This is a genomic window from Leisingera sp. ANG49 (assembly GCF_059694505.1).
Genome location: NZ_JCATZN010000010.1, coordinates 66857 through 93678, shown reverse-complemented (window position 1 = coordinate 93678; position 26822 = coordinate 66857). Strand labels below are relative to the sequence as shown.

Annotated in this window: 22 protein-coding genes and 3 pseudogenes; 12 read left to right on the top strand and 13 right to left on the bottom strand. The window is 58.2% G+C overall.

Going from position 1 to position 26822, the window contains the following annotated elements; all coding sequences use genetic code 11:
- Positions 1 to 86: 86 nt before the first annotated feature.
- A complete protein-coding gene (locus AC58NV_RS21545) occupies positions 87 to 707 on the bottom strand; it encodes a glutathione S-transferase family protein (RefSeq protein ID WP_497228972.1) in 621 nt (206 codons plus the stop codon).
- Positions 708 to 851: 144 nt separating this feature from the next.
- Here AC58NV_RS21545 and AC58NV_RS21540 point away from each other — a divergent pair, with 144 nt between their 5' ends.
- The 6 genes from AC58NV_RS21540 (at position 852) to AC58NV_RS21515 (ending at position 6611) form a co-directional block, all read left to right on the top strand.
- On the top strand, positions 852 to 1739 hold the full coding sequence (locus tag AC58NV_RS21540) for a LysR family transcriptional regulator (protein WP_497228971.1): 888 nt from the start codon (positions 852 to 854) through the stop codon (positions 1737 to 1739).
- 325 nt (positions 1740 to 2064) lie between these two features.
- Positions 2065 to 3201 (top strand): ABC transporter substrate-binding protein, encoded by a 1137-nt coding sequence (locus AC58NV_RS21535; protein ID WP_497228970.1) that lies wholly within the window; start codon positions 2065 to 2067, stop codon positions 3199 to 3201.
- A gap of 69 nt (positions 3202 to 3270) precedes the next feature.
- On the top strand, positions 3271 to 4191 hold the full coding sequence (locus AC58NV_RS21530; protein WP_497228969.1) for a branched-chain amino acid ABC transporter permease: 921 nt from the start codon (positions 3271 to 3273) through the stop codon (positions 4189 to 4191).
- Positions 4188 to 5177 (top strand): branched-chain amino acid ABC transporter permease, encoded by a 990-nt coding sequence (locus AC58NV_RS21525; protein ID WP_497228968.1) that lies wholly within the window; start codon positions 4188 to 4190, stop codon positions 5175 to 5177. Before AC58NV_RS21530 ends, AC58NV_RS21525 begins: the two co-directional genes overlap by 4 nt.
- On the top strand, positions 5170 to 5925 hold the full coding sequence (locus tag AC58NV_RS21520) for an ABC transporter ATP-binding protein (protein WP_497228967.1): 756 nt from the start codon (positions 5170 to 5172) through the stop codon (positions 5923 to 5925). Before AC58NV_RS21525 ends, AC58NV_RS21520 begins: the two co-directional genes overlap by 8 nt.
- The gene (locus tag AC58NV_RS21515; RefSeq protein ID WP_497228966.1) at positions 5922 to 6611 is read left to right on the top strand and encodes an ABC transporter ATP-binding protein; all 690 of its coding nucleotides are present in this window, start codon (positions 5922 to 5924) and stop codon (positions 6609 to 6611) included. Before AC58NV_RS21520 ends, AC58NV_RS21515 begins: the two co-directional genes overlap by 4 nt.
- A 153-nt stretch (positions 6612 to 6764) precedes the next feature.
- On the opposite strand, the pseudogene AC58NV_RS21510 reads toward AC58NV_RS21515, so the two are convergent.
- From AC58NV_RS21510 to AC58NV_RS21495, 4 genes and pseudogenes are all read right to left on the bottom strand, one after another.
- Positions 6765 to 7088: pseudogene (locus tag AC58NV_RS21510) on the bottom strand (IS3 family transposase); the annotation flags it as partial.
- A gap of 116 nt (positions 7089 to 7204) precedes the next feature.
- A pseudogene (locus AC58NV_RS21505) lies at positions 7205 to 7331 on the bottom strand (transposase); the annotation flags it as partial.
- Positions 7332 to 7485: 154 nt separating this feature from the next.
- Complete coding sequence (locus tag AC58NV_RS21500) at positions 7486 to 7770, bottom strand: hypothetical protein (RefSeq protein WP_497228965.1); 285 nt, start codon at positions 7768 to 7770, stop codon at positions 7486 to 7488.
- A 173-nt stretch (positions 7771 to 7943) separates the two neighbouring features.
- Positions 7944 to 8432, bottom strand: a complete 489-nt coding sequence (locus AC58NV_RS21495; RefSeq protein WP_497228964.1) for a hypothetical protein — start codon at positions 8430 to 8432, stop codon at positions 7944 to 7946.
- Positions 8433 to 8823: 391 nt separating this feature from the next.
- Here AC58NV_RS21495 and AC58NV_RS21490 point away from each other — a divergent pair, with 391 nt between their 5' ends.
- A complete protein-coding gene (locus AC58NV_RS21490) occupies positions 8824 to 11490 on the top strand; it encodes a calcium-binding protein (protein WP_497228963.1) in 2667 nt (888 codons plus the stop codon).
- A 373-nt stretch (positions 11491 to 11863) separates the two neighbouring features.
- Positions 11864 to 12245 (top strand): annotated as a pseudogene (locus tag AC58NV_RS21485) (transposase); the annotation flags it as partial.
- Between the two features lie 74 nt (positions 12246 to 12319).
- On the opposite strand, the gene AC58NV_RS21480 reads toward AC58NV_RS21485, so the two are convergent.
- The 8 genes from AC58NV_RS21480 to AC58NV_RS21445 form a co-directional block, all read right to left on the bottom strand.
- Positions 12320 to 13333: an alpha/beta fold hydrolase gene (locus AC58NV_RS21480; protein ID WP_497228962.1), complete on the bottom strand. Its 1014-nt coding sequence runs from the start codon at positions 13331 to 13333 to the stop codon at positions 12320 to 12322.
- Between the two features lie 49 nt (positions 13334 to 13382).
- Positions 13383 to 14180 carry an ABC transporter ATP-binding protein gene (locus AC58NV_RS21475; protein WP_497228961.1) on the bottom strand — a complete coding sequence of 266 codons (798 nt, stop codon included), beginning with the start codon at positions 14178 to 14180 and terminating at the stop codon, positions 13383 to 13385.
- Between the two features lie 29 nt (positions 14181 to 14209).
- On the bottom strand, positions 14210 to 15265 hold the full coding sequence (locus tag AC58NV_RS21470; protein WP_497228960.1) for an ABC transporter substrate-binding protein: 1056 nt from the start codon (positions 15263 to 15265) through the stop codon (positions 14210 to 14212).
- Positions 15266 to 15330: 65 nt separating this feature from the next.
- Positions 15331 to 16176: an ABC transporter permease gene (locus AC58NV_RS21465; RefSeq protein ID WP_497228959.1), complete on the bottom strand. Its 846-nt coding sequence runs from the start codon at positions 16174 to 16176 to the stop codon at positions 15331 to 15333.
- A 24-nt stretch (positions 16177 to 16200) separates the two neighbouring features.
- Positions 16201 to 17643, bottom strand: a complete 1443-nt coding sequence (locus AC58NV_RS21460; RefSeq protein ID WP_497228958.1) for a glutamine synthetase family protein — start codon at positions 17641 to 17643, stop codon at positions 16201 to 16203.
- 173 nt (positions 17644 to 17816) lie between these two features.
- Entirely contained in the window at positions 17817 to 18215 is a 399-nt protein-coding gene (locus AC58NV_RS21455; protein ID WP_497228957.1) for a cupin domain-containing protein, read from the bottom strand.
- A gap of 3 nt (positions 18216 to 18218) precedes the next feature.
- A complete protein-coding gene (gene gloA / locus AC58NV_RS21450; protein WP_497228956.1) occupies positions 18219 to 18656 on the bottom strand; it encodes a lactoylglutathione lyase in 438 nt (145 codons plus the stop codon).
- Positions 18657 to 18675: 19 nt separating this feature from the next.
- Positions 18676 to 19794 carry an aromatic ring-hydroxylating oxygenase subunit alpha gene (locus AC58NV_RS21445; RefSeq protein ID WP_497228955.1) on the bottom strand — a complete coding sequence of 373 codons (1119 nt, stop codon included), beginning with the start codon at positions 19792 to 19794 and terminating at the stop codon, positions 18676 to 18678.
- A 508-nt stretch (positions 19795 to 20302) separates the two neighbouring features.
- Between AC58NV_RS21445 and AC58NV_RS21440 the strand changes: the two genes are divergently transcribed.
- The 4 genes from AC58NV_RS21440 to AC58NV_RS21425 all read left to right on the top strand — a co-directional run bounded on the left by AC58NV_RS21440 (position 20303) and on the right by AC58NV_RS21425 (position 26369).
- Positions 20303 to 20752: an Lrp/AsnC family transcriptional regulator gene (locus tag AC58NV_RS21440; RefSeq protein WP_497228954.1), complete on the top strand. Its 450-nt coding sequence runs from the start codon at positions 20303 to 20305 to the stop codon at positions 20750 to 20752.
- 583 nt (positions 20753 to 21335) lie between these two features.
- Positions 21336 to 23087 carry an adenylate/guanylate cyclase domain-containing protein gene (locus AC58NV_RS21435; protein WP_497228953.1) on the top strand — a complete coding sequence of 584 codons (1752 nt, stop codon included), beginning with the start codon at positions 21336 to 21338 and terminating at the stop codon, positions 23085 to 23087.
- Between the two features lie 139 nt (positions 23088 to 23226).
- Positions 23227 to 23853: a dioxygenase family protein gene (locus tag AC58NV_RS21430; protein WP_497228952.1), complete on the top strand. Its 627-nt coding sequence runs from the start codon at positions 23227 to 23229 to the stop codon at positions 23851 to 23853.
- 632 nt (positions 23854 to 24485) lie between these two features.
- Positions 24486 to 26369 (top strand): SLC13 family permease, encoded by a 1884-nt coding sequence (locus AC58NV_RS21425; RefSeq protein ID WP_497228951.1) that lies wholly within the window; start codon positions 24486 to 24488, stop codon positions 26367 to 26369.
- Positions 26370 to 26822 lie beyond the last annotated feature (453 nt).

Here is a 26822-nt window from a genome sequence, read left to right as displayed (position 1 = left end):
TGGGGGGGGGTTGGGGAAACTTTTTGTTTTAGGGGGGGGTTGTGGGGAGTCCGGGGAAAAGCCCCCCCCGCGCTTGGCGGGGCGGATCAGGCCGCCAGCCCGACCTTGGTGGCGGGCATCGGCTTGAAGCCTTTCAGCCCTTCGACATTGGCCAGCAGGGCGCGCACGTTGGGGTAGGGCTCCAGCGAGATGCCGCCTTCCGGCGCGTGGGCGAGGTAGGAATAGACCGCAACGTCAGCAATGGTGGGGGTGTCGCCGACCAGGAAGCTGCGGTCCGCCATATGCGCTTCGATTTTACTAAGCACGCGGGCGGCAACGGTGGCGCAGAACTCTGCATTCAGCGGTGCGTTGAAGACGGTGATCAGCCGCGCGGCTGCCGGGCCAAAGGCGATCTCGCCCGCGGCCAGGGTCAGGAACTTTTGCACTTCTGCCTCCTGCTCCGGGCCGGAGGGCAGCCAGGCCGGGGCATATTTGCGGGCGAGGTAGACAAGGATGGCATTGGAATCGCTGATGACGGTTTCGCCGTCTTCGATCACCGGCACTTGGCCAGCGGGATTCAGCGCCAGGAACGGCGGCTGCTTGTGCTCGCCCGCGGCGAGGTCGACGGTCACCACCTCATGGGCGATGCCGGTGAGGCTGGCGAACAGCTCCACCCGGTGGGAGTGGCCGGAGAGGGGGAAGCCGTGGATGCGGATGGAATGAGGCATGTCTGGGGTCCTTTTGCTTGGCATGTGCCGTGGGTTTTTGAAGACACCCGGAAAGTACCCCGCCCGGCCCCCGGCGATAATATTCCGATTTGTGGAATGATTATGTACACTGTATTCATAAAAGGTGAGACCGGGAGCACTGCGATGGACAAACTGGACTGCATGCGGACCTTTGCTGCGGTGGCGGCGCAGAGTTCCTTTACCGGCGGTGCCCGGCAAATGGGGATCAGCACCAAGCTGGCCAGCAAATACGTTGCCCGGCTGGAGGAGCAGCTGGGTGCGCAGCTGCTGAACCGCACCACCCGCAAGGTGACCCTGACCGATACCGGCCGCGCCTATCTGGAGCGCTGCCTGCCGCTTCTGGATCAATTCGACGAACTGGAGGACGTGGTGCAGCTGCGTCAGCAGGAGCTGGCCGGCCCTATCCGCATCACCGCACCTACCGGGTTTGGCAGCCGCGAACTGGTGGAGGCGCTGCAGCCGTTCCAGCAGGCGCACCTCAAGGTGTCGGTGGAGCTGGTGCTGTCCGACCGCCATTTGCCGATGCTGGAGGAGGGCGTGGACCTGGCGGTGCGTTTCGGCGCCTTGAAGGATTCGGCGCTGGTGGCGCGCAAGCTGTGCAATATGCGGTTGGTGGTGGTGGCGTCGCCGGAATATCTGGCGGCACAGGGCGAACCGGCAGAGCCGGAGGCGCTGGCAACCCACAACTGCCTGTTGCAGGTGACCTCGCCCCAGCCGGACGCCTGGGCCTTTGGCAAGGGGGGGGGGCAAAGGACGGTGATCGTCGGCGGCAGCTTCCGCGCCAACTCGCCGAGGGCGGTCGCGCATATGGCTGCCAGTGGTCTCGGCATTGCCCGCTGCCCGCATTACACCGTGCTTCCGTTTCTGCGGGATGGCAGGCTGCAAGTGCTTTTCGAACAACAGGAAACTGATCCAACAACGCTTTATGCGGTCTATCCGTCCAGCCGCCATCTGACGGCGCGGATCCGGGCGTTGATAGACCATCTGGCCGCCTGTTTCAGGCAGGGCTGAAGACGTCTTGGCTCAGGTTTCGCAGCACTGTTTCAACTTCCCCGAAATACTTCGGGAAGCGCGAGTGGCTGGTGCTTCGCATCCATGAATGCCGCCGCTGGAAAGGCGCATGCCTAATTGGGGCAACAATATTGCCCTATTTATTTTATGCTTGAAATATATATTCAAGCCTGCGTAGGCTGACCCCAAGGGCTGGCGCAAGATCAGCCGGGGAGATGCGGGCTGCAGCGGGCCTTGGCTTCTGCCGGGGCGGCGTTAAAGTCGCAAGCATTTGAACAAGAACCCGGGCCTTAGGCCGGGGCACATTCTGGGAGGAAAGAACGTTATGAAGACCATTCGGATGCTCGCGATGGCAGCGGCGGTCCCGGCGCTGGCGACTGCGGCCCAGGCCGACACCAAGATCGGCATGATCACCACCCTGTCCGGCGGCGGCGCGGGGCTGGGCGTGGATGTGCGTGACGGCTTCATGCTGGCGATCGAACAAGACGGGCGCGACGGTGTCGAGGTGGTGATCGAGGACGATCAGCGCAAGCCCGACGTGGCGGTGCAGATCGCCGACCGGATGATCCAGTCCGAGAAGGTCGACATCATGACCGGCATCATCTGGTCCAACCTGGCGATGGCCGTGATCCCGGCCGCCACCGCGCAAGGCGTGTTCTACCTGTCGCCCAATGCCGGCCCCTCGGCGCTGGCCGGCAAGCGCTGCCACGAGAATTACTTCAACGTCGCCTGGCAGAACGACAACCTGCACGAGGCTGCGGGTGCCTACGCCAATGATGCCGGTCTGAAGAACAGCTTTATCCTCGCGCCGAACTACCCGGCGGGCAAGGACGCGCTGACCGGCTATAAACGCATGTACGAGGGCGAGCTGGCCGGTGAGATCTACACCAAGCTGGGCCAGACCGATTATGCGGCTGAAATCGCGCAGATCCGGGCGTCCGGCGCGGATTCCGTTTATTTCTTCCTGCCGGGCGGCATGGGGATTTCCTTCCTCAAGCAATATGCAGGCAGCGGCGTGGACCTGCCGGTGGTTGGCCCTGCGTTCTCATTCGATCAGGGCATTCTGCAAGCAGTGGGTGACGCCGCGCTGGGTGTGAAAAACACCTCGCAGTGGAACAAGGACATCGACAACGAGGCCAACGCTGCTTTTGTTGCCTCCTTCCAGGAGAAATACGGCCGCCTGCCGTCGTTGTATGCGAGCCAGGGCTTCGACACCGCCAACCTGATCCTGAGTGCGCTGGAAAAGGCGGAGGCCTCTGACGAGGACGCCTTCCGTGCGGCGCTGAAGGCGGCAGAGTTCTCATCGGTTCGCGGCGATTTCAAGTTTGGTGACAACCATCACCCGATCCAGGACATTTATGTCCGCGAAGTGATCAAGGAGGGTGACGTATTCACCAACAAGATCATCGCCACCGGCCTGAGCGATCACGCCGACGCCTATGGCGGCGAGTGCAAAATGTAAGATTTGACCCCAGGCGGAGGCGCCAAGGCGCCTCCATGAGCGGCAAAAGCTTCCCCTTCGGAAAATCAAATGACCTATATTCTAGTTCTGGAGCAGATCCTGAATGGGCTCCAGCTCGGGGTGATGCTGTTCCTGATGGCTGCCGGGCTGACGCTGGTGTTCGGGGTGATGGGGCTGATCAACCTGGCCCATGGCTCGCTCTATATGGTGGGCGCCTTCGCCGCCGCGGCAGTGGCGGGCTGGACCGGATCCTTCCTGCTGGCGCTGGCGGCGAGCCTGGCGGCCGCTGCCACCGCCGGGGCGCTGATGGAGCTGGTGGTGATCCGGCGCCTTTACCGGCGTGACCACCTGGACCAGGTGCTGGCGACCTTTGCGCTGATCCTGATTTTTTCCGAAGGCACCCGCTGGCTGTTCGGCTCCTTCCCGCTGTTCCTAGATGTGCCGTCCTATTTGTCGGGGCCGGTGAGCCTGCCGGGCGGCATTGAATACCCGCTTTACCGGCTGACCATCATCCTGATCGGATTGGGCATTGCCGCCGGGCTGTTCCTGCTGATCGCCCGCACCCGCATCGGCATCCAGATCCGCGCGGGCGAGGCGGACCGGGAGATGATTGCCGCCCTCGGCGTCGATATTTCCAAGCTTTACACGCTGGTCTTTGCCCTTGGCGCGGCGCTGGCCGGGCTGGCGGGAGCGCTGGTCGGCGCGATCCAGTCGGTGCAGGTTGGCATGGGCGAGCCGGTGCTGATCCTGGCCTTTGTGGTGATCGTGATTGGCGGTATCGGCTCCATCAAGGGCGCGCTGGCTGGGGCGCTTCTGGTGGGGATGACCGACACGCTGGGCGGCGTGTTCCTGCCGCAGCTGTTCGGCCTGTTCTTGGATCCGGCCAGCGCGGCCTCTGCCGGGGCGTCTCTGGCGTCGATGCTGATCTATATCCTGATGGCGGCGATCCTGCTGGTGCGCCCCTCGGGTCTGTACGGGGGGAGCGCATGATGCTGACGCGTGAGAGCCTGCTCAATTGGGCAATGATTGCGGCACTGCTGATCGTGCCGGCGGCGGCATGGTCGCTGGATGAGCCCTTTATCATCACCTTGGCGACGAAGGCGGCGATCCTGGCGCTGGCGGGGGTCGGGCTGAACATTGCCCTTGGCCTTGGCGGGCTGATCAGCCTGGGCCATGCGGCGTTTTTCGGGATCGGCGGCTATGCCATGGGCATCCTCGCCGCCCATGCCCAGAACTATGAGCCGCTGTTTGAATGGCCGTTCCTGTTCGAGGGCAGCAACCAGATGCCGCTGATCTGGCTAGTGGCGGTAGTCTTCAGCGCGCTGACCGCGCTGGTGATCGGGGCGCTTTCCTTACGCACCTCGGGTGTCTATTTCATCATGATCACCCTCGCCTTCGGGCAGATGCTTTACTATTTCGCGATCAGCTGGAGCGCTTACGGCGGCGAGGACGGGCTGTCGATCTGGGTGCGCAACGATTTTCCCGGCCTCAACACCCTGGATCCGATCCAGTTCTTTGCCATTGCCTACATGATCCTCTGCCTGGCGCTGGTTTTCGCGGCGCGGCTGGCGGGCTCGCCTTTCGGGCTGGCGCTGGCAGCAGCGCGGCAGAACGAGGACCGGGTGCAGGCGGTTGGCCTGACACCGTTCACCCTGCGGCTGACGGCCTTTGTGATCTCCGGTGCCATCACCGGGCTGGCGGGCGCGCTGTTTGCCGATCTGAACCGGTTTGTCAGCCCTACCATGCTCAGCTGGCACACCAGTGGCGAGATCATGATTTTTGTGATCCTCGGCGGAGTCGGGCGGCTCTACGGGCCGGTTGCGGGTGCCGCATTGTACATCATGCTGGAGCATCTTCTGGGCGGGATCAGCGACTACTGGCAGATTTTCCTTGGTGTGCTGCTGCTGCTCATCGTGCTGTTTGCCCGCGGCGGGTTGATCGGGGCTCTGGCAGGACGGGAGAAGGCGCATGGCTGATGCGGTTCTGAAAACCAAGGGCCTCAACAAGAGCTTTGGCGCGTTGCAGGCGAGCAAAGATGTCTCGCTGGACCTGCGGCCCGGTGAAATCCACGCGCTGATCGGGCCGAACGGGGCGGGAAAATCGACGCTGATCAAGCAGATCGCGGGCAATATCGCGCCGGACAGCGGCTCGGTGGAGCTGCTGGGCCTGGACGTCACTGCGCTGGACACCGTGGCGCGGGCGCGGATGGGGCTGGGGCGGACGTTCCAGATCTCGGCGCTGGCTATGGAATACACGGTGCTGCAGAACGCGGTGCTGGGCGCGCTGGGGGGCCGGGGCCGACCGTTCCACTTCTTTCGCAACGTGATGAAGGATCCGGAACTGCTGGAGCAGGCGTGCGACGCGCTGGAGCGGGTGGGGCTGACACAGGACACCAGCCGCCGCACCGCCGACCTGTCGCACGGCCAGCGCCGCCAGCTGGAGGTGGCGGTGGCCCTGACACTGAAGCCCAAGCTGTTCCTGATGGATGAGCCTATGGCCGGCCTGGGTGCTGCCGGGTCCAAGGCGCTGACCGGCTTTCTCGACGGGTTGCGGCAGGAGGCGCCGATCCTGCTGGTGGAACACGACATGGACGCGGTCTTTGCCCTGGCCGACCGGATCAGCGTGCTGGTCTACGGCCAGATCATCGCCACCGGCACTGCGGATGACATCCGCGCCAATGCCGAGGTGCGCCGCGCCTATCTGGGAGAGGAGGACGCCGCATGAGCCTGCTGACCTTACACGGCGTCGAAGCCTCATACGGCCCGGCGCAGGCCTTGTTCGGTGTCGATCTGGAGATCGGCGAAGGCGAGGTGGTGGCGCTGATGGGCCGCAATGGCATGGGAAAATCCACCACCATCAAAACCATCTGTGGCATGCTGGGCACCTCCAAGGGCGAGCTGCGGTTTGATGGGCATGACCTGCGCCAGCTGCCGTCCTACAAGATCGCGCGGCTGGGTGTCGGGCTGGTGCCCGAGGGGCGCCGCTGCTTTGCGCCGCTGACGGTGGAGGAAAACCTGATTGCCGCCGCCCGCTCCGGGCCCTGGGACATGAAGAAAGTGGCAGAGATGTTCCCGCGGCTGGAGGAGCGACGGACCCAGACAGCCGGGTCGCTGTCGGGCGGCGAGCAGCAGATGCTGACCATCGGCCGTGCCCTGATGACCAATCCGCGGCTGCTGATCCTAGATGAGGCGACCGAAGGCTTGGCGCCGGTGGTGCGGCAGGAGATCTGGGCCGCGATCGGGCGGCTCAAGCGGGAGGCGGGGCTGGCCATTCTGGTGGTGGACAAGTCGCTGAAGGAGCTGTCAGCCATCGCCGACCGCACGGTGATCCTGAATAAGGGCTGCAACGCCTGGGAGGGGCGGATCGCCGAACTGCCGGCAGAAGTCGCGGACCGGTTCCTGGGTGTGTAATATGTTGCAACCATCCAGAAATGTCGCCGGCTGCGCAAAGCAGGAATGTCACCAAAGACGCCGGCGGGAGCGCAGCCTGACAGGGTGCAGACATCAAATATCGGAGCCCTGGCTGGCTGCGCGGGTTGCCTTGACCCTGCGGTCTGCCAATGTATTCCAGCCGTCGTTGCGCCTTCCTGGCGGCTGATAGCGTGTGCGCTGTTTTCCGGCGCGGCGCTTGCGCACGCTCAGCCCCTCTTCGCGGTAGATCTGGTAGAGCTTCTTCCAGTTCACCTTCCAGCCCTCGCGGCTGAGCAGCAGGTGCAGCCGACGATAGCCGAAGCGCCGCCGTTCGCTGGACTGCTCCTTCAGCCTCTCTGGCAACTCGGTGTCCGCGGGCCTGGTTGATCCACGCCGATAGGCGCGCTGATCGATCCCGGCCAGGGCACAGGCCCTCCGCTGGTTGTAGTTCCTCTCTGTCATAGCCCAGTCCACAGCTCACCACGCGGAATTCCCATTTGGGCGCGCCATCCAACCGGCGACGCCGGATAGATGTTTGCAACCAGGGAAACGCCGTCAGCTCAGGACCGAAGAAACTTTGCAACGGGATAGACATCCATAGATGTAGAACGTGCCATCGCTGATGCCGTGCTTCCGGCACAGTTCCTTCGCCCCCATTCCGGCTTGGTGCTCCCTCAGGATGCCAATGATCTGCTCTTCGCTGAAACGGCTTTTCCGCATCGTCTGTCTCCTCGCTTGGAGAACAGGCTAACTTCAAATCGTGGACTTTTCAGCGGAGCACGTCATTCCGATGGAACCGAGGCTAGTGTTGCACCAACAATCAAACCGGACCACTCAAGTGGGTCTGATCATGACACCCTACTGTCAACCCGGTTCAATCAGGCTTGCTGTCATCCGGCAGTTCAGCATACCCGTGTTCTGCTAGGCACTCTGCTATCTTTCGACCAAACTCCTCGTCCAAGTTTTCGAGGATCTCATCCACAAGAGTGTCATCAACTTGAGGAAGCAGCCGGGCTCTACCCCCATTCTCTGGAACTGGTAACAGTAACTCGAAGCTACCGTTGCGGATATGACTTGATATCTGATGCCAATTTTCGTCAGTTATTGGTGCGATGTTGTCAAACCGAACTTTCTCTTTGCTTCCAAAACGTTTTGACATTTGCGATGTCCTTCACTCTTCCCCGGCGAATATCGCTCGGTCAAAGTTTGTTTTTCCGAAACGATACACAAGAATGACCACCGACGCCTGTGTAATCAGAGCGACTGAAGCCGACTACGCTCGGTCGGTCTTAGCTTGCCTGAAGTTTCCTCAATTTAGCCTGGAAGCACAGGCTAATGAATCCGGTATCCGCCAAAAGGAGGGGATATTGGCTGATATCCGGAGAAACGGCGAATTCCTGGCCAGAAGGAGCATATCTCTAAAGCCAGTCGCTCTTCATGGTATTCAAAATGCAAAGCCCTTAATTCTCCAGAATTTGCGAGCGTCACTCTTATGCCCCCAAGAGACACCAGGCTTTCCTGGGAATGCCCCCAAGATTCTTCAAGAATGCTCACTGTGGCTATGGCTAGTAGCTGTCTGTGAGGAAATGACCTTTCCACATCTTCCAGTTTTAGAAACAGATGAGAGGCTAATATGTCTAGTGCGGAGTGGATTAAAGTTTCGGCATCGGGCGCATCAGAGAGGTAGGCGCTTTTGCAGGAAACATTTTTCACCAAAAGGTCGCGCATCACTGCGTCTGAAACGTTTAGAAGGCGTTGCACTTCTTGCAACGAGAACGACCTTTCCGATGGCCGAAACCGTGGTTCGATTAGAAGTTTCATGTTGCTCACCCGCTTTCGGGGCTGCTTCCTTTGGTGAAAGTTTTAGCTAAATTAGGTTAATTTCTTGTTAATGGAAATATCTTTTTAACCGCAGCTTGTGTTGTTGCTCGAATTGTTGTGAGGCATAGGTGTGTGAATTATTTTGTCTTATAGTCGAGGCGTTAAGTGCAGGTACGCCTTCGCCCATTTATTGAAAATTTCTGGAGTTTTGACGGAAATCCCCCGGCGCGCATCAGCGCATTGCTGGTTCGTTAAGAAAATTCTCAGGTTGATCACTCAATGTACTCCATGTGTTCCCTGTTTGATCTGTATCGTTCTTGTCTCATGCACTTGTGATGATCGTGGTCAATGGCTCGGGGGGCCGCGGATTAATGATTTTGGAGCTTTTCCCATGCCTGCCTTCAATCTTGAGAAAACCGACGCTGGCACTCACGAAGTCGGCGAGAACATGTTTGGTGCAAACATTGTTACCGATACTAATGAGGTTACAGGGGGGGCTAATGAACGCTTCCTGCAGGCTGTAAGCGAGCTTGGCGTATCAAGGCTGAGATACCCCGCGGGAAAAGCTGAAGGCGAAAATATCACTGAGCTTGATCATGAAAGTGTCGGTGTTAACAAGTTGCGTGAAGATCTTCGCAGCTATCTGGATTTCATTAAGGAGAGCAATACGGAAACCACGTTGGTAATACCTGCTCTTGAAGAAAAGGCTAGTAATGAGGATCTTCAAGAGTGGTCAAGTCTTGTTCTTGAATACATGGGAGATGATTCACACCTTGTTGCGGCCTATGAAATAGGAAACGAGTATTGGGGAGAAGTCGGTGAAAGTGAATACGGAGCTAATGCCCAGGAAATTGTCACTTCACTCAAAGAAAGCCTGGATAACGATGAATTCGGCCACGCTCCCGGAATTTGGATACAGACGGCTAACCCGGTTGGGGGCTCCTCAAACTATAATGGTAACGGCTCTGGTTCGGTAAACGATGCCGACGCTATTCGCGCGCTCAGCACTTGGCAGGTCGATGACCGTCCATCAGATTGGAACGCAAGCCAGAGTGCTAGTCAGTATTATAACTCTCTGAGTTTGTTTGAAAAGAAGATTATAAAAGCGAACTTGGAGATTTTGGAACAGCTGGACAGTGACCGTGACATATCCAATGGATTTCAAGCTGGTGCCGAGGGGGCGGTAGTCGATGGCATCGTCGCTCACTACTATTACAACAAGTCCCACGATGAGTTCGGTGGTGAATACGATGCCTGGCAGAGCAACTATTTGAATCACAGGTTTTCCGTTTGGGAAGCCATGCTGGGTCAAAGTGTGGACATTCAAATCACCGAATGGAACGTGCGATCCAGGAATTCGGAAGAAACTGGCATGAAGGCTGCTGGGGTCGTTCAAGAGCAATTCCAGAACATGGTTGAACTTGGGGTAGACGGGGCAGATTTCTGGGGGGTGAGGCACAACATGACGAATTCAGTTGCTGGTGATCACAGAGACCAAAACCCAGTTTCTCTTACTCCGGCAGGAATGATGATCCAGTTCATGTCCGAAAGCCTAAGCGGCACGGGACACAGTGCTATGTCAACGCTGGATGTTTCCGGATTTGAAAGCGGTGTCGCTGAAGTTAATGTTTACGAAAGTCACTATAAAACGGTTATTTATGTGACTTCACGATCAGAAAATTTCAATGAAAATATTTCACTGGATCTTAGTAACATTACCAGCGGAGCTTGGAAATGGAGTGGCCGCAAAGTTGGTATCGACCCTTCCAGCTCAAATGGATTAGGTGAGCATTGGGCGTATGACGCTGATGGGCAAGAAATGATAGGCACGAGAGTTGCTAGGCGGACTATTTCAGAGGAGGAGCGTGACGCTTTACGTCAACTACTTGGGGCGGGGATTGCAGATCAGCATATCTCGCTAGACAGTGACGGAAACTATAAAACCTATCTGCCGCATCCAGAAGGTATTATCCCTAAGGTTGCGCATCCAACATCAATTTCTGATTTCTATTACGCGACAGAGTCGGATGTCTGCGGACTCGAGACAACACTTTCGAAAGATGAACTCGGTCCTAACATCAGCGACCTAACAGTCGAACTCGACCCCTTCGAGTTTGTAGAAATTACCGTCGACACCACCCGAAGCATCACTGGTACAGGCTCAAGCGATTTCCTGTCTGGGGCTTGGGGAAGGGATGTTCTTGTAGGATATGAAGGCAGTGATAAACTTTTTGGAAAAAATGGATCTGACAAGCTGTTCGGAGGACTTGGATCCGACACGCTCTATGGTGGAAGAGGTGACGACAAGCTTTTTGGCGGCGCTGAGCAGGACAAGCTGTTCGGAGGACTTGGATCCGACACGCTCTATGGTGGAAGAGGTGACGACAAGCTTTTTGGCGGCGCTGAGCAGGACAAGCTGTTTGGAGGACTTGGATCCGACACGCTCTATGGTGGAAGAGGTGACGACGAGCTTTTTGGCGGCGCTGAGCAGGACAAGCTGCTTGGAGGATCCGGGTCAGACACGCTCTATGGTGGAACAGGTGATGACAAGCTTTTTGGCGGCGCTGAGCAGGACAAGCTGCTTGGAGGATCCGGGTCAGACACGCTCTATGGTGGAGGAGGCGATGACAAGCTATTGGGCGGCACTGAGTCTGACAAGCTGCTCGGAGGAACTGGGTCAGATACGCTCGATGGTGGGCGAGGTGATGACACTCTAGAAGGTGGCAGCGGCGACGACTGGGTTAGGGGAGGTGAGGGCAAAGATATCCTGATTGGCGGAAGCGGAGTGGATGTCTTTGTATTCAAGGAAGGTGACCTAATGAAGTTCGACGCGATGCAAAGACAAAAACTCGATCAAATAAAAGACTTTACAGTGGGCGAGGACAAGATTCGGTTGGATTTGGTTGGTGTTGAAGGTCTGAATGACTTGAATATGTGGCGTGATACGACAAACGACCAGTTCGTTATAAAAGTTCACGGGACAGATGAGCGTATCCTGTTGGACGGTGACTTCCTGTGGTCTGATTTGTATTCGGCATCAAACTTCGATTTTTTGTGACGCAAATTGAGTTTTGGTGCGAGGCTCAGCATAAAAGACGGGTGGGTTCTTCGAAGGGTGAGCCCAGCCGGAGAGACCTCTCTCTGACAAGGGCCGTGGAGGCAGTTCGCTGACCTCGTAGATAATGTTCGGGCTTTCTGCTTGGGATTTGGGATCTCGTACTAAGGACGGTGAGGGCCGCCAGGGCGCGTACCCTGTGTTTGCTATGGAAAAGATCAATTCTTGACGGCAGCACCCGTCTGGGCAAACCTGTCAGGGCGTCCGGGACTCCGGATGCTCCATGACCTGCTGACCTAAGCAGCCGGAATTTCCCGACATGGAGTGCCCCATCTGAATTGGCCCACCGTTATGTTTAGGAAACGGAGGACTGAGAATGGCGAACAAGCCTGAGGAAATAGTTCAGAAGCTGAGGCAGGTTGATGTGCTTGTCGGCCAGGGGATGCAGCGCGTGGATGCGATCCGCAAAGTGCGCATGACTGAGCAGACTTACTACCGCTGGCGCAAGCAGTATGGCGGGATGGGAACCAACCAACTGAAAGAGCTCAAACGGCTTCAGAAGGAGACGAACGGCTGCGAAAAGCCGTCTCGGACTTGACCTTGGACAAGCTCATCCTGAAGGAGGCGGCCCGGGGAAACTTCTGAGCCCCGCCCGTCGGCGCGCCTGCATCGAGCTGATACGCAGCGAGATGAAAGTGTCGGAACGCCGGATCTGCCGGGTGCTGGGGCAGCATCGATCAACACAAGGGTACCTGCCTTGGCTTTCTCAGATTGCAGCTCCCAATCACAAGAAAGATGGGAAAACCTTTACACTCCAAGTTCTCACGAAACACTATTCTCCGAGTAACTCCCGGATGTTTGCATCCAACTGGGCGCTAAAGCCTGCATCATTGCCGGGATTGGCGGCGCAATGGCCCCAGGGAGAGTCATAGGGGCGAAAGGTGGCATTTGGCATGTTGCGGGCTTCGATCTCGTTGTCTTCGGGCGGGAAGTAGAGGTCCTGGGTGCAGGGCATCAGGATGGCGCGGGCTCTGATGCCGCCAAGCGCAGCCTGGAAATCGCCGTTGTAGAGCGGCCCTGTTGAGATGTCGCCGGTCTGCCAGGTGGCGAGTTTGGCCAGCAGATTGTTGGCGTCCCAGCCCTGCACATGGTCCTGTTCCCAGTCCTGCAGCAGGTCCTCTATGGTCTCGAACCCCAGCTGTCGGTAGAGCCCCTCGCGGTAGAAAGTTTGCGAGAAGGCCCAGCCGGCATAGCCCCTGCCAAAAGCCTTGAGCCCGGCCTCGGGCGGGCTCGAATAATTGCCGCCGTTCCAGCTTTGGTCGGCACAAAGGGCAGCTTTGACACCTTCGAGGAAGACGAAGTTGTGCGGTGAAGTTTTCGCAGAAGCGCAGAAGGGCAGGATCGCCTGCACCATATCCGGATATTGCGCCGCCCATTGGTAGGACTGGCAGCCGGCCATTGACCAGCCAGCGACAAGGGCGATCTGTCCGATGCCCAGGTGATCGTGGATCAGCCGATGCTGGGCTGCGATGTTGTCCCACACCTGCACCAAAGGGAAGCGCGGGCCGTCCTGCGGGGCAGTCATATTGGAAGGTGAGGAGGAGCGGCCGTTGCCGAACAGGTTGGGGCTGACGATAAAATGCCGCGCCGGGTCGATGGCACGCCCCGGGCCGAAGAAGCCTTCGCTACGGGAATTGGTGCCGGTGTAGAAAGTGGGCAGAACGATGACGTTGTCACGCGCCGGCGAAAGTCTTCCGTAGGTCTGATAGGCAAGTTTCGCGCCTTTCAACACTTCGCCTGACAGCAGCGGGAAGTCTCCCAGGTCAAAGATTTGATAGTCCTGCATTCTAAAACCCTTTGAAAATTGATCGGACGCGTCGGCGGAACCTGAAGTGCTAGGCGTCTTTTTCCTGCTTAGCTTCGCCGCGCATCAGTTGCATGATCTCGCGCTCGCACTCGGGGTATCCCGATAGTTCCACCAGATCCTCCTTGCTGCGGATCTCCTTGCCCTTCTTGAAATCCAACTTGAGGATGGTCTTGAGGCGCCCGGGATGGGCAGAAAGAAAGACGATGCGGTCGGCGAGGAAGATTGCCTCCTGAATGTCGTGGGTGACCAGCAGGATGGTGGTTTGCGTAGTGCGCATGATATCCAGCAGCATTTCCTGCATATGCCACCGGGTTTCCGCATCCAGCGCGCCGTAGGGTTCGTCCATCAGGAGGATTTCCGGCGCGTTGGCCAGAGTACGCGCGATGGCAACCCGCTGCTTCATGCCGCCGGAAAGGGTCTTGGGGTAGGCGTCGCGGAATTTGGTGAGATGCACCAGGCCGATGTAGTGCAGCGCCCGCTCGCGGCGTTCCGCCTTGGGGATGCCGTTCAGCTTCATGCCGTATTCGACGTTTTCCAGCACCGTCAGCCAGGGGAAGGAGGTGTAGCTTTGAAACACCATGCCGCGCTCGCGGGCGGGGCCGTGGATGGGGCGGCCCTCCAGGCTGAGGATGCCGCTTGTTGGTGTGTGCAGGCCTGCCACGATATTGAGCAAGGTGGACTTGCCGCAGCCCGAAGGCCCCAGCAGAACGCAGAGCTCATTGCGGGCCACCGAGAAGGACACATCGCGCAAGGCCTCGACCCCGCCGCCGCGTGTGGGGAATGTCTTGCAGACATTCTGGACGGATAGAATGGTGCTGGATTGCATGATGCGCCCCTCTTTGCAGGTCAGGTGGATCAGCCGCGGTAGCCGCTGTCGTAAAGCTCCTTGTGCAGGCTGCATTCGACGCCGGTTTCGGGGGCTTTGACCTCCTGAATCAGGCCGAATTTGACCCACCAATCGCTGACCAGGTTCCAGTGGTCCGACATCTGGCCATTGGTCTGCTCAAACGGGGGATTGCCCGGGGCCGCGCCGCAGAATTGCGCCGCTTCGATGAAGTCATAGACGTAGAGGCCGCCATCCAGGGAGGTGCCGTCCTTGCCCAGAACCAGTTCCACGTCGGAGACGCTCATCCCCATGCCCTTGGCGATGATCTCGTTGCCCTCGGCCGGGTTCTGTTTCCACCAGGCAATCGCGTCATACATCGCCTGCATGGTTTTCAGGGCCACATCGCGGCGGTCGTTGATCAGCGCATTGCTCATGTAATGGCCGTCCGCGACCACGGCGTTCTTCAGCCAGAAGGGCTCGTCTGATTGGGTCAGAATGCTGGAGCCTTCCAGCGCTTTCAGGGTGTTGGTGCCATAGGGTTCCCAGAATTCCGAGGCGGCCACGCCGCCGCCGATCATTGCCGCAAAGGCATCGTCGGCGATGATGTTGCGGTAGACGACGGAGTCATAGGCGGCGCCGTTCTGCTCCAGCCACATGGCGACATAGATCTGCGCCAGCCCGCCTTCGAGCACGGCAACCTCCTTACCGGCCAGGTCGGCCGCGCTTTCGATACCGGGGCCCGCGACGACCTTGTCGGTGCCGTTCGAGAGGTTGCCAAAGGCCACCAGCTTGACCGGCAGGCCGCGCTCGACGCCAACAGGGGTGAATTCGGCGGTGGAGGAGACCACGTCTAGCTGGCCGGCGGCAACCAGGTTGAAGCTTTCATAGGGGTCTTCGATGGTCTGGTACTGAATGTCCAGATCCGGGGCGAGGCCCTTTTCCGCCGCGATGTGCCAGAAGCCGTAGCCCGGCCAGGTGAAGCCCGCGATCTTGACGCTTTCTACGGCCCATACGGGGGCGGCGGCGCCTGCCAGTGCTACGGCTGCGATGCAGCCACTGGCGGATTTCAGCAGTTTCTTAGTCATCGTCACGATACCTCCCTTGCGACGTCATTTTTTTTTGGTGTGTTTGAAAAGTCTGTTCCGGCTCCTCAGGAATATTCGTCGAGATACTGGAATGCCCGGGCATGCAGCGCCCGCAGCAGGTAGTCGAAGATCAGCCCCAGAAGGCCGATCACCAGGATGCCGGCCATGATCTGATCCACATGCAGGAAGCGCTTGGCGCGCATCATCATGGCGCCGATGCCGGCGTCGGCGGCGGTGATCTCAGCGATCACCAGATAGGTCCAGCTGACCGCCAGCATCTGGCGCATGGCGATCACGATGTTGGGCAGGGCGGCGGGGACCACAACGGTGCGCAGCACCTGCCAGCGGGAGCCGCCCAGGGTCACGGATGTATTGATCAGATCCTTCGGCACCGCCTTGGTATGGTCGGCGATCAGGGTGATCAGGAACCAGATCACGCCGATGAACAAGAGCGCCAGTTTCTGGGCATCGCCCGCCCCGAACCACATCAGCAACAGGGGAATGAAGGAAGGGGCGGGCAGGTAGCGCCAAGCCGAGACGAAGGGGGAGAAAAACGCTTCAACTGACTTGAACGAGCCCATCAGGATGCCAAGCGGCACCGCCACTGTGCAGGCCAGGGCAAAGCTGAGCATCACTCGCCAGACACTGACCAGCACATCGCCGAGAAAACCGTTCTCGGCAAAGAGCGTATAGAGCGCTGTCAGGACCTTTCCGGGCCCTGGCAGCAGAATTGCGGGCATCACGCCAGACCAGGCGGCGATCTGCCAGATGGCAAAGAACAGGACCCAGACCGCCACCCCGAGGGTGAGGCGCCAGGACGCAGGGATATCCGATTTGAACTCGAAGATCCGCAGTTTCGGGCGGGTTTCTTTGGCCCGGGTTGCTGGTATCGTCCGAAGGGCCTGGGTCATGGGTCTGTCCTTTGCTGGGAGGGTTTAGTAGAGGCGCAGGTATTCCTGCACTTCCCAGTCGGTGACCGACTGGTGGTAGCGCTCCCATTCGTCGTTCTTGTATTCCAGGAACGATTTGCGCATCACCGGGCCCATCACGTGTTCGGCCATCTCGTCATGGCGCAGCGCCTCGATGGCGTTGAACAGGGTGCGCGGCAGGCGGCGGATGCCCAGCTCCTGCAGCTCTGCCTCGGTCTTCGAGTAGAGGTCGAAATCGGTGGGCTTGCCCGGGTCGACCTTGTGCTTGATGCCCTTCAGCGCGCAGCTCAGATGCATCGCCATCGCCAGATAGACATTCATCGTCATGTCGCAGGCGCGGTTTTCGATGCAATGGCGGCTTTGCGGCAGGCGGAACTGGGCCGAGCGGTTGTTGAAGCCGTAGGTGATATTGGTCGGAGCCCAGGTCACGGTGCCACCCTCGAAACCGCCCACCCGCGGCACCAGGCCGTTGTAGGAGTTCACCGTGGGGCAGGTGATCGCGGTGATCGCCTCGGCGTGTTGCATCAGCCCGCCCACGGCCCAGCGGCTTTCGTCCGACCAGTCGCTGCCATCGGCGGTTTCAAAGATGTTTTCGCCCGGGCGGCTGTCATGCTGCATCGACATGTTGATATGCGCGCCGGAGCGCCAGTCGCCCACGGTCGGCTTCGGCATGAAGGTGACGAACATGCCGTGTTTCTTTGCCACCTCTTTCAGGGTGATGCGCAGGAAGGCCAGCCGGTCGGACATTTCCAGCATGTTGGTATAGTGGAAATCCAGCTCGAACTGGGAATAGGCGCCCTCGGCCACCACGTCGTGCAGGTTCCAGCCGAGGCCTTCGATGATGTCGATCATGTCCTTGAGGAAGGGCATCGAGTCGATGGAGTATTCGACGTCATAGCCGAACGCCTGGCGGCGCGGGGAGATCGCCTTGCCCAGATCGTCGTCGAAGGCTTTCACCGGCAGGCCGTTCTCGTCGTATTTCATCACGATGAACTCGGGCTCGACGCCGGCATAGCCGCTGTAGCCTTCCAGCTTGGCCTCGTGCATGGCGCGCTTCAGCGCCTGGCGCGAGCAGACGTTGTAAGGCGCGTCTTCCCAGTAGAGATCGGAGAAGATGATCGCCATCGAGGTGTCCCAGGGGCAGACATAGACGGCGTCCAGATCCGGCACCACCACCTGGTCGCTGTCGGCGGGGCTGAGTTCCGGCACGAAGGAGATCGAATGCACCGCGAACTGCGGGCCCTTGCCGAGGCAGAGCGGCTCGAAATCGCTCATCGGCACCGGTTTGGTCTTGGGGATGCCGTGCAGGTCGATCCAGGCGGCCATCACGTATTTGACGCCGGCCGCTTCCAACTGCTCGCGCACCTCGGGGATGCGGGGACGGTTGCGCTCCACCGCATCGTGGAAGCTTTCGTAATAGATCTTCTCTTCGGGATTGGCTTTCAGCATGGTTGTTCCTCCCATAGATTGGCACGCGGGGAATGGCACAAGGGTGCCGTTCACTGCCGGGGGCCGGACAGCGTTGTTTTGGTTTCGTTTTCTGCATTTGCCTGGCGAAAAGGGCGGGCAACCCGTCGCCCGGGGCTCGGACTAGGGTGCCCAGTCGCCAGGAGTGGCGTTTGTTAGCCGGGGACAAAATCCGCCGGGTCGATGCCTGGAACCTCGGTGATCCCGGCCAATTGTTTCCAGTTGTGCGGATAGGCGGCGTAGAAGATCACGCATTTGCCGTCCGCTTCGTAGGAGATGTGGTTGTCCTTGGGCACAAACAGCACGTCGCCGCGGTTGCAGATGTATTCCTTGCCGTCGCAGACCAGACGGAAGGTGCCCTCCAGGCAGTAGATGATCTCGTCGCAGGTCAGGTCCCACGGCACCTTGATGTTGTTCAGAACATTGATGCCGCCGCACATGGACTTGCTGAATTCGCTGGTGACCATCGGCTTGATGTAGGTGTCGCTGTCGCCCATGGAGTCATAGCGCTCTTGGACCAGGTCGAATTTGAAGAGTTGAGGTTGATCGCCCATGGGTTATGCCCCTTCGCTGGCCAGGTGTTTCAGGATGCTCTCGTTCAGCTCGACCTTGTAGCCGTCCGGGTCCTCGCAGAAGGCGATGACGCGGGTGCCATTCTTCATCGGCCCGGGCGGGCGGGTGATGTTGACGCCGGCCGCGGCCAGCTGCTCGCAGGCAGCATAGACGTCCGGGGTCTCGATGCAGATGTGGCCCCAGCCGTTGCCCTTGTCGTAAGGCTCCGCCTGGTCCCAGTTGGCGGTGAGTTCGAGGGTGGGAGATTCCGCCTCCGGCCCGTAGCCGATGAAGGTATTGGTGAATTTCCCTTCGGGGTAGTCGGTGCGGCGCAGCACCTCCATGCCCAGAATTCCGCAGTAGAATTCCAGCGACTTCTCCATGTCCATCACCCGCATCATCGTGTGGGACAGGCGGAAACCCTTGGAAATGGGTTCAATCATTGGTCTTGTTCCTTGTGTTTCAGGCGTTTGCCGGTGCGGCGCTGGTCCCGTCATTGGCGATGTCGCGTTCGATCAGGTCCTGGAAGGCCCGGACGCTGTCCTCCCAAGCGGGCGACAGCAGGCCGCCATCAACGGCAACGGGGGATTTGCGGCCCTCGTACATGCGCTCAACCATTTCGTGGTCTTCCTTGTGGACATCCCACCAGAGGTTTTTGAGGCTCTTGATTTCTTCGTCGCTCAGCTGCTGGCCCTCTGTGGTGTAGAGCGCACGGTACTGGCGCATCTTGCCTGGGACGATGGGCACGTTCAGGTAGACGCCCAGCTGATCCGGGAAATAGCGGCCCAGGATGAAGTTGGGATACAGCGTCAGATAGCGCGAGCTGACGCCGAGGCTGCCCGCGGTGCCGACCTCTTCCTTCAGGTCCACCGCGCTTCCTATGCAGTTGCCGTCGATGATGGTGTAGTGATCCTCCAGCGGCTGATCGGTGGTCGAGGCATGCACGAACTGGACATGGTAGGGCTCAATGAAGTTCTCCATGATCAGTTTCCAGTTGGTGTCGATCTCTCCGAAATCGAGCAGGCCAATCGGTTCCAGCTTGCCGTAGTCGATGCACTCCAGCCGACTGATCAGAGGCGCGGCGTAGTCTTCGAATTCCGGCGCACTGCCGTCCAGATTGACGAAAATCCAGTCGTGCCAGACATGGGTGCGGACCGGCTTCAGGCGGTGTTCCTTCAGATCGAAACCATCGAACTCCTGCTTGCCGGTGCCGGCAAAATGAGGCGCGGCGCGCAACCGGCCCTCCAGATCATAGGCCCAGGCATGATAAGGGCAGCGGATCAGCTTGCCGACATTCTTGGGCTTGTCGAGCAGGGTCATGCAGCGGTGCAGGCAAACATTGTGAAATACCTGGATGCCGCCATCCTGACCGCGGACGGTCAGAAGCGGCAGTCCGGCGCAGCTGACGGGGTTGGCGTCGCCGGGGTCTGCGATCTGGTGGGCAAACCCGATGAACACCCAGTTCCTGGACAGGACCGTCCGGCATTCCTTCTGCCAGAACTCCTCACTGCGATACGCTTCGGCGGTCAGCCCGTGTTTCGGCCCGCCGGCAACCCGCGTTCTTTCCTCGGCAATTGTCATTCTTCCTCCCTTCGACACTGCCACATGCGGCAGACCTGATTGGGTGCTGCGCATGGAACCTGTCCCTGCCTTAGCGTCCTGTTTGCAGGTTTTGCGCCATTCGCAGGGTCTGAGGGTTATGTTTGCGAATTACGCAAGTCGTGGCAACACAAATTTGCGAATTTCGTTAGGTAGTGGAATTTTCAGGGAAGAACCGCGAAATTTCTGGCCTGAAAGCGTCCGAAGGGTACGAAATTCGCATGACAGGTTCAAAAATTTGCAGAGAATCGCAGCTAGGTTGGGCTCTGGAGGCGGATCGCGCCCTTGCAGTCCGTGCTGTGTGCAGGATTTTCGCCGGGCAAGAGGGCCTTGCTGAGCAAATCAGCACTGCCTGATTGCGGATTCCGGCGCGTTGACCTAGTTTGTGTTTCGGAAACAGCAACCAGGCAGCGGACAAGTGGAAGGAAAGCAGCAAGTGTCTTTGCGTGCGAAACGCGTCAGTCAGAGCATCCGGTCTCCGAGAGATGACTTGAACCAGCAGATCATCCGGCTGCTGCAGCAGGATGGACGGATGGCCTTCTCCGAAATTGCCCAAAAACTGGATGTGTCGGAAGGTACAATCCGGAACCGGGTGAGCGGGCTGCGGGAAAACAACATGCTGCGGATCGTGGCGATGTCAGATCCCGTGGCCACCGAGTATACTACCGATGCGATGATTGGGGTGAACGTTGCCGCAGGAATAACCCCGCGCCAGGTGGCGGAAAGGCTTGAGAACGACCCGCGCGTCGTTTTCATACTGTGGGTCGCGGGCCGCTATGACCTGATCATTGAATTGGTCAGCGATGACACTGACGCACTGAAGAGTTTTCTTGAGCACGAAATCCACGCCAGCGAAGACATCGCCGATGCAGACGTCATGTTTGGTTTGAAAAACTTCAAGAACCAGTTCCTGTTAAAGAGGGATGTGAAGAACTGTTAGAAAGCTGCCGCCTGCAGAGAAGCACGAAAAACAGCAACTTCGATTGACGCGCCCTACCACAGTACCGCTTTGCAGGCGTTATAGCCTTCAGCCTTCAACGCAGACCGAACAGCCTAGCCTAACCTGATTTCCTAAATGTCAGCTTTGAGGAATGGTTCTGTTCATCTCCCAAGCGTCACTTTTTCAGTCCTCAAAAGTAGCGGGCAATGCGAAACACTCACCATTGTTGCACTAATCAATCTGTTGCTTCCCGCCGAATGCATAGTGTTTCATTATTAGCCAGCTTCGTGCGTACAACCGGGTCGGCACTACTGACTGGATCCTGTTCCACTCAACCTTCTCCGCCTCATTCCTGGGCAAAAAAGGGGATCAACAGAATGGCAGACTTTGTCACCTCGACTATTTGGGGCCGCTTTCACAGATCGGGAGAGATTATCTCGCAGCTGCGGCGAATTCACACTTTCCACCCTCGCTGCGGATTTCGTTTGGATAATCCCGGCCTGACGCTCTCCACACGCGGATTTCAGTCGACATGGATTCTCTTCAAGTCCGACGGTAATCTGGTGGCGAGAGGAGAATTCCCTTGGAACGCAGGCTTGCTGCAATACTGGTTGCCGATGTGGTTGGCTACACGCGCCTTATGGAGCAGGACGAGGCAGGCACACTAAAACTCCTGACGGCTGTTCGCAGCGAAGTCATCGAACCTCTTATTACTCAACACCATGGCAGAATTGTTAAGCTCTTAGGCGATGGTTTGCTGGTTGAATTTGCCAGCATCGTCGATGCGGTCACCTGTGCAGTAGAGTGGCAGACGGCCCTGATCCAACAAAGAGTGCAGGGCGATGGGCCTACGCGCCTCAGTTTCCGTATCGGGCTCAATCTTGGGGATGTAATTGTTGATGGTGATGATCTTTATGGTGATGGAGTCAATATTGCTGCCCGTCTGGAAGCCCAAGCTGAACCAGACGGTGTCTGCTTGTCTGAGGACGCACACCGGCAAGCCAAAGGTAAAACCGAAGCAGAGTTCGAAGACTTGGGTGAGCTCGAACTCAAGAATGTAAGCCAACCTGTTCGTGCTTATCAAGTTGTGCTGGGTGAGGCTGTTCGACCAGACGGATTGTCACAAACACCGCTCCCTAGCTCGAAGAAGCCATCCATCGCCGTCCTTCCGTTCCATAACTTGTGCGGTGATAGTGATCAGGAGTATTTTGCAGACGGTGTTTCAGAAGACATCATTTCCGCCCTATCCCGAAACCGGTGGCTGATGGTGATCGCTCGCAACTCCAGCTTTGCATACAAGAACGAAACAATAGCTCTGAAGGAAGTCGGCAGACAGCTTGATGTGCGCTATGTGCTCGATGGAAGTGTGCGAAAAGGGGGGAGCCGAATCCGGATCACCGCGCAACTGGTCGACGCCGAGTCTGGGAAGCAAATCTGGGCCGAGCGATATGATCGGGTTCTAGAGGACATTTTTGAGGTCCAAGACGAGGTAACCGAAGCAATCGTGGCGGCCATTGCTCCAGAGCTGGACAAGGCAGAGCAACGGCGCGCCACTGGCAAGAAGTCAAGCAATCTGAACGCGTGGGAAGTTTACCAGCGTGGTATGTGGCACCTCTACAAGCGCACGAAAGTGGACTTGGCGGAAGCGCGAAGGCAGTTTGAGGCAGCGCTTTTTCAGGACCCCAGCTTGTCGCTGGCTTGTTCTGGCCTGGTTGACGCCTACTATTACGAAGTAGTGCTTGGTCTGGCGGAGTCGCCCGCCGAGAATTGCGAAAGCGCACTTCGGATTGCCAGAACCGCAGTGGAGCTGGATCCAGATGACGCGGCCGCCCATTGCGCTATGGGCAAAGCCCGGATCGTCAGCCGTGAGCATGAGAATGCTATTCCTGATCTCAAGCTGGCCATTGAACTCAATCCCAGCCTTGCATGGGCTCACTACGGTCTCGGCGCCGCCACAGTGTTCTTGGGAAAGGCTGACGAGGCGATCCCACACTTGGAAGGTGCCATCCGCCTGAGCCCCCGCGACCAGCATATGGGATCATATATGGTGAGGCTGGCCGAGGCGCACTTGTTGAAACGCGATTACGGGCTAGCGATTGAATGGGGAAGGAAAGCGCTTCAACAGCAAGGGTTCCAGTGGTCCCGTTACGCTGTCGTTCTCGCAGGCCTCGGCTACTTGGGCAAAAAGGAGGAAGCTGCGCGTCTATTCGGTGAATGCCAGACCTACCGTTCCGATTTCTCTGTTTCAATGGTCCGAAGGTGCCATCTCTACACGCATGCACCGACGCTTGAACATTATCTCGAAGGACTGCGAAAAGCCGGATTGCCGGAATGAACGCTTCAATTCACAAGTGGACATAGGAACCCATATACTTATTGGCAGGTTTGTTCCGCACTTCGACGTTGTAAGGGCAGGTGCTAAATCGGTTTGCCATCCTTCGGCAGATGACTACTTCTGTTGAAAGGGGCTTGCCATGAAATCTGGAAACCGAACGCGCCGAAATACGGTTTTGGGCTTCGCAGCATTCGTTGCAGGGCTGTTCTTCCCGCGCAAAAGTGAAACCGCTGGGCTGACTCCTCGCGCGACCGAAGGGCCGTTTTATCCAAGGCCCTCGATGAGGGTGACAGATGCAGACAACGATCTGGTCAAAGTTATGGGCCTTGTTCGCGAAGCCGGCGGTGAAGTGATTTTGCTGAAGGGCCAGGTAACAAATGAAGCAGGCAACCCGTTGCCCGGTCTTCGCATTGAAATCTGGCAATGCGACGTGAACGGGAAATACCTGCACCCAGGCGACAAACGTTCTGTCCCGCGCGATCAGGGGTTCCAGGGTTTCGGCCATGACATTACCGACCACAAAGGCAACTACAGATTCCGAACCATCAAGCCAACACGTTACCCGGGCCGCACGCCGCATATCCATGTGAAGATACTCGACAATGGCCGGGAGCTGCTGACCACTCAGTTCTATCTCAAAGGCCACCCGGCAAATGACCGAGATGGCCTTTACCGGCGCATGAGCGCCAAGCAGGCGGAGTCCGTTTCGATGGAACTCATTGATCGCCCGAACGGACCTGAGGCCACCGTCGATGTCGTGGTCTAGTTGGGGCCACCGAAGGTGCTGATCAACTAAACAGGGATTGCGAACTGAAGGGGAATCATTAGCGATATGCACGTGAGGCATAGACCTACCTGTTGGCTCCAGACCTCAGTTCCCCCATCGCGACCAATAGAAGCTCACTTGGCGTCAACTTTTGCAGCTGCGGCGAATGTCTAGATGGTCCCGTTCTGTTCCTGAGAATGCTGCGATACGCACGAATGGCGGCAATGCGGAAGCTGCACCGCGGCATCACCCGATCGGGTGGGTGTCTCCTTTGGGCCGTGCTGTCTCTGTTCAAGCGTTTGGTGGACCTGGGACTTGTAGAGCCCGGCCTTCCGATTGCCGCAGTATACGCAACTTGAAGTGAAGTATCGAAAACAGAGCTCGTAGATTTTGCGATTGCACCAGTTACTTCATTTGAGCCCGTGTCATTCGCGTCCGCGGCATGTTCGCTTGTAGCAACTTTTGGTTCCGGCCGTCGCGACGCATGGTCTGAAGTTTACTCAGCCTCGTACATCAGAAACCACGCAAAAATCAGACAAATGAAAAAAATATGTTAGCACTTAGAGACCCCGTGCGAGTTCTCCTCGCACGATCCGGCGTTGTTTTGGGGGTAGAGGGCTGCGGAGCGTGACATGGAAACTCTACAATTCACAGATGAAATGGCAGTTGTTCTTGGGCTTCTTGGATTCACGGTTTTCCTATTTGTCTCTGAAGTCATTCGAATTGACTTGGCGGCACTGCTTGTTCTCGTACTGGTTGGTATCCTGAGCTACCTCCCAGGGCTCGAAAAACTGGCAGATCCAACCCATCTGTTCGATGGCTTCGCCTCCAACGCTGTCATATCGATCATTGCCGTGATGATTGTCGGGGCCGGGCTGGACCGGACCGGGATCATGAACAAGGTTGCAGCGGCCATCCTGAAACACGGCGGAGCGACCGAGGCGCGGGTGCTTCCGATCGTGTCGGGAACGGTCAGCTTTATTTCCAGCTTCCTGCAGAACGTCGGCGCGGCGGCGCTGTTCCTGCCTGTCGTCAACCGGATATCTGTGCGCTCGGGCATTGCGTCCAACCGCCTGCTGATGCCAATGGGATTTTGCGCGATCCTGGGCGGCACAATGACAATGGTCGGTTCCTCCCCACTGATCCTGCTGAACGATCTGGTCCTGACCGCGAACCGGGGGCTGCCGGAAGAGGCCAAAATCCCGGCCTTCGGGCTGTTCTCTGTCACCCCCATCGGCGTTGCGCTGGTGGCCACGGGCATTCTGTATTTCTTGCTTCTTGGCCGCTGGGTGCTGCCTGGATCGCCGGAACCGGCCGAATTGGTATCCGGCGGTGGCACCTCCGAATACCTTGAGCGTGTTTACGGCCTGCACGCCGATGTTTTTGAGGTGGATGTGCCTGCAGACAGCGCGCTTGTGGGGCAGGTTCTGGCCGACATCAACAACGACAACAATCTCTACATCATCTCGACCTTCTACCACGGCAAAGTGTCGATGATCCAGATTTTGACCGCCGAGATTGCAGCGCCGTGCAGGCTGGCCATCATTGGTAACCGGCAAGTGGTGCGGAATTTCACGGACCGCTACGGGCTGACGGTCCGCCCTGAACTGGATGTCTTCGTCGAGGAATTCGCCGCCACGAACGCCGGTGTCGCCGAGTTGGTCATCCCGCCGGATTCCAAGCTGATCGGCAAAAGCCCGCGCCAGCTGCTGCTGCGCAAGACATATGGCCTGAGCCTCATGGCGATCCACCGGGGCGAGGAAACCTTGAGTCACGTAAAAACGGAAGAACATGAACCGACCCAGATCGGGCTGGTGCCTTTCAGGGCCGGCGACATGCTCGTCACGCATACCCGCTGGGACAATCTGATGCGCATCAAGGCCGACCGGGACTTCATCGTGGTGACCACCGATTTCCCGCAAGAGGAGCTGAGGCCGCACAAAGTCGGCTGGGCGCTGCTGTTTTTTGCAATTTCGCTGTCGCTCATCCTGTTCACGGATGTGCGCCTGTCCCTATGCCTCCTGACCGGCGCGGTCGGGATGCTGCTGAGCCGGGTTTTGAGCATCGACGAAGCCTACCGCGCGGTTGGGTGGAATACAGTGTTTCTGCTGGCCAGCCTCATCCCGCTCGGGCAAGCCGTTCAGAACACCGGCACAGCCGAGTGGATTGCTCAGCATATTCTTGTCCTTCTTGACGGATGGCCAGTCTGGTCGCTGCAGGTGGGCGTGGCCATTCTTTCGACGGTATTCTCCTTGGTGATGTCAAATGTCGGCGCAACGGTGCTCCTCGTCCCATTGGCAGTCTCGATCGCCGTGGCCGCTGGGGCAAGCCCGGCGCTTTTTGCGCTGACGGTAGCTATATCGACATCGAATTCGTTCATCATCCCAACGCATCAGGTCAATGCGCTGATAATGGGGCCAGCCGGCTACAAGGTTACAGATTTCCTGAAGAGCGGAGGTATCATGACGGTCCTTTTCCTGGCCGTTTCAATAGTTATGCTTAACGTGATGTTTTGACCTAAAAGCAGTCGAGACCAAGCTGATTTGAGACGGGTTTCAAGACGGAGGCCGGTTTCCTGCAGCGCCATCGGATACCATGGGAATGGCCGCTGAAACCGCCGTTGGCCGACATTCAGTGATCGGCAGATTTGTCCCGCAGCGGGGCATTGCTTGCTATGAATTGCTGCAGCTGATTGCGGATGGTCGCTCTGGGGACGTTACACCGCAGCGGTTCCACGATGGCGAATATCTGTGTGGATGGCTCCCGCATAGCAAGCGTTAAATGGGACTATGGGTACCTTTTCAGAAGTGGTCTTGTGTCCGGCCTGTTTGCGCGGTCATCGCCGCTGGCCTTGATGGGATCCGCAGATCAGGTTCCTAACTGCTTTGCGGGCAATAGTGTCAATCGGCATGGAACTTTGGCTCTGAAGCAGATTTGGTGCAGTCCAACATGCTAAGCGCTATGTATTG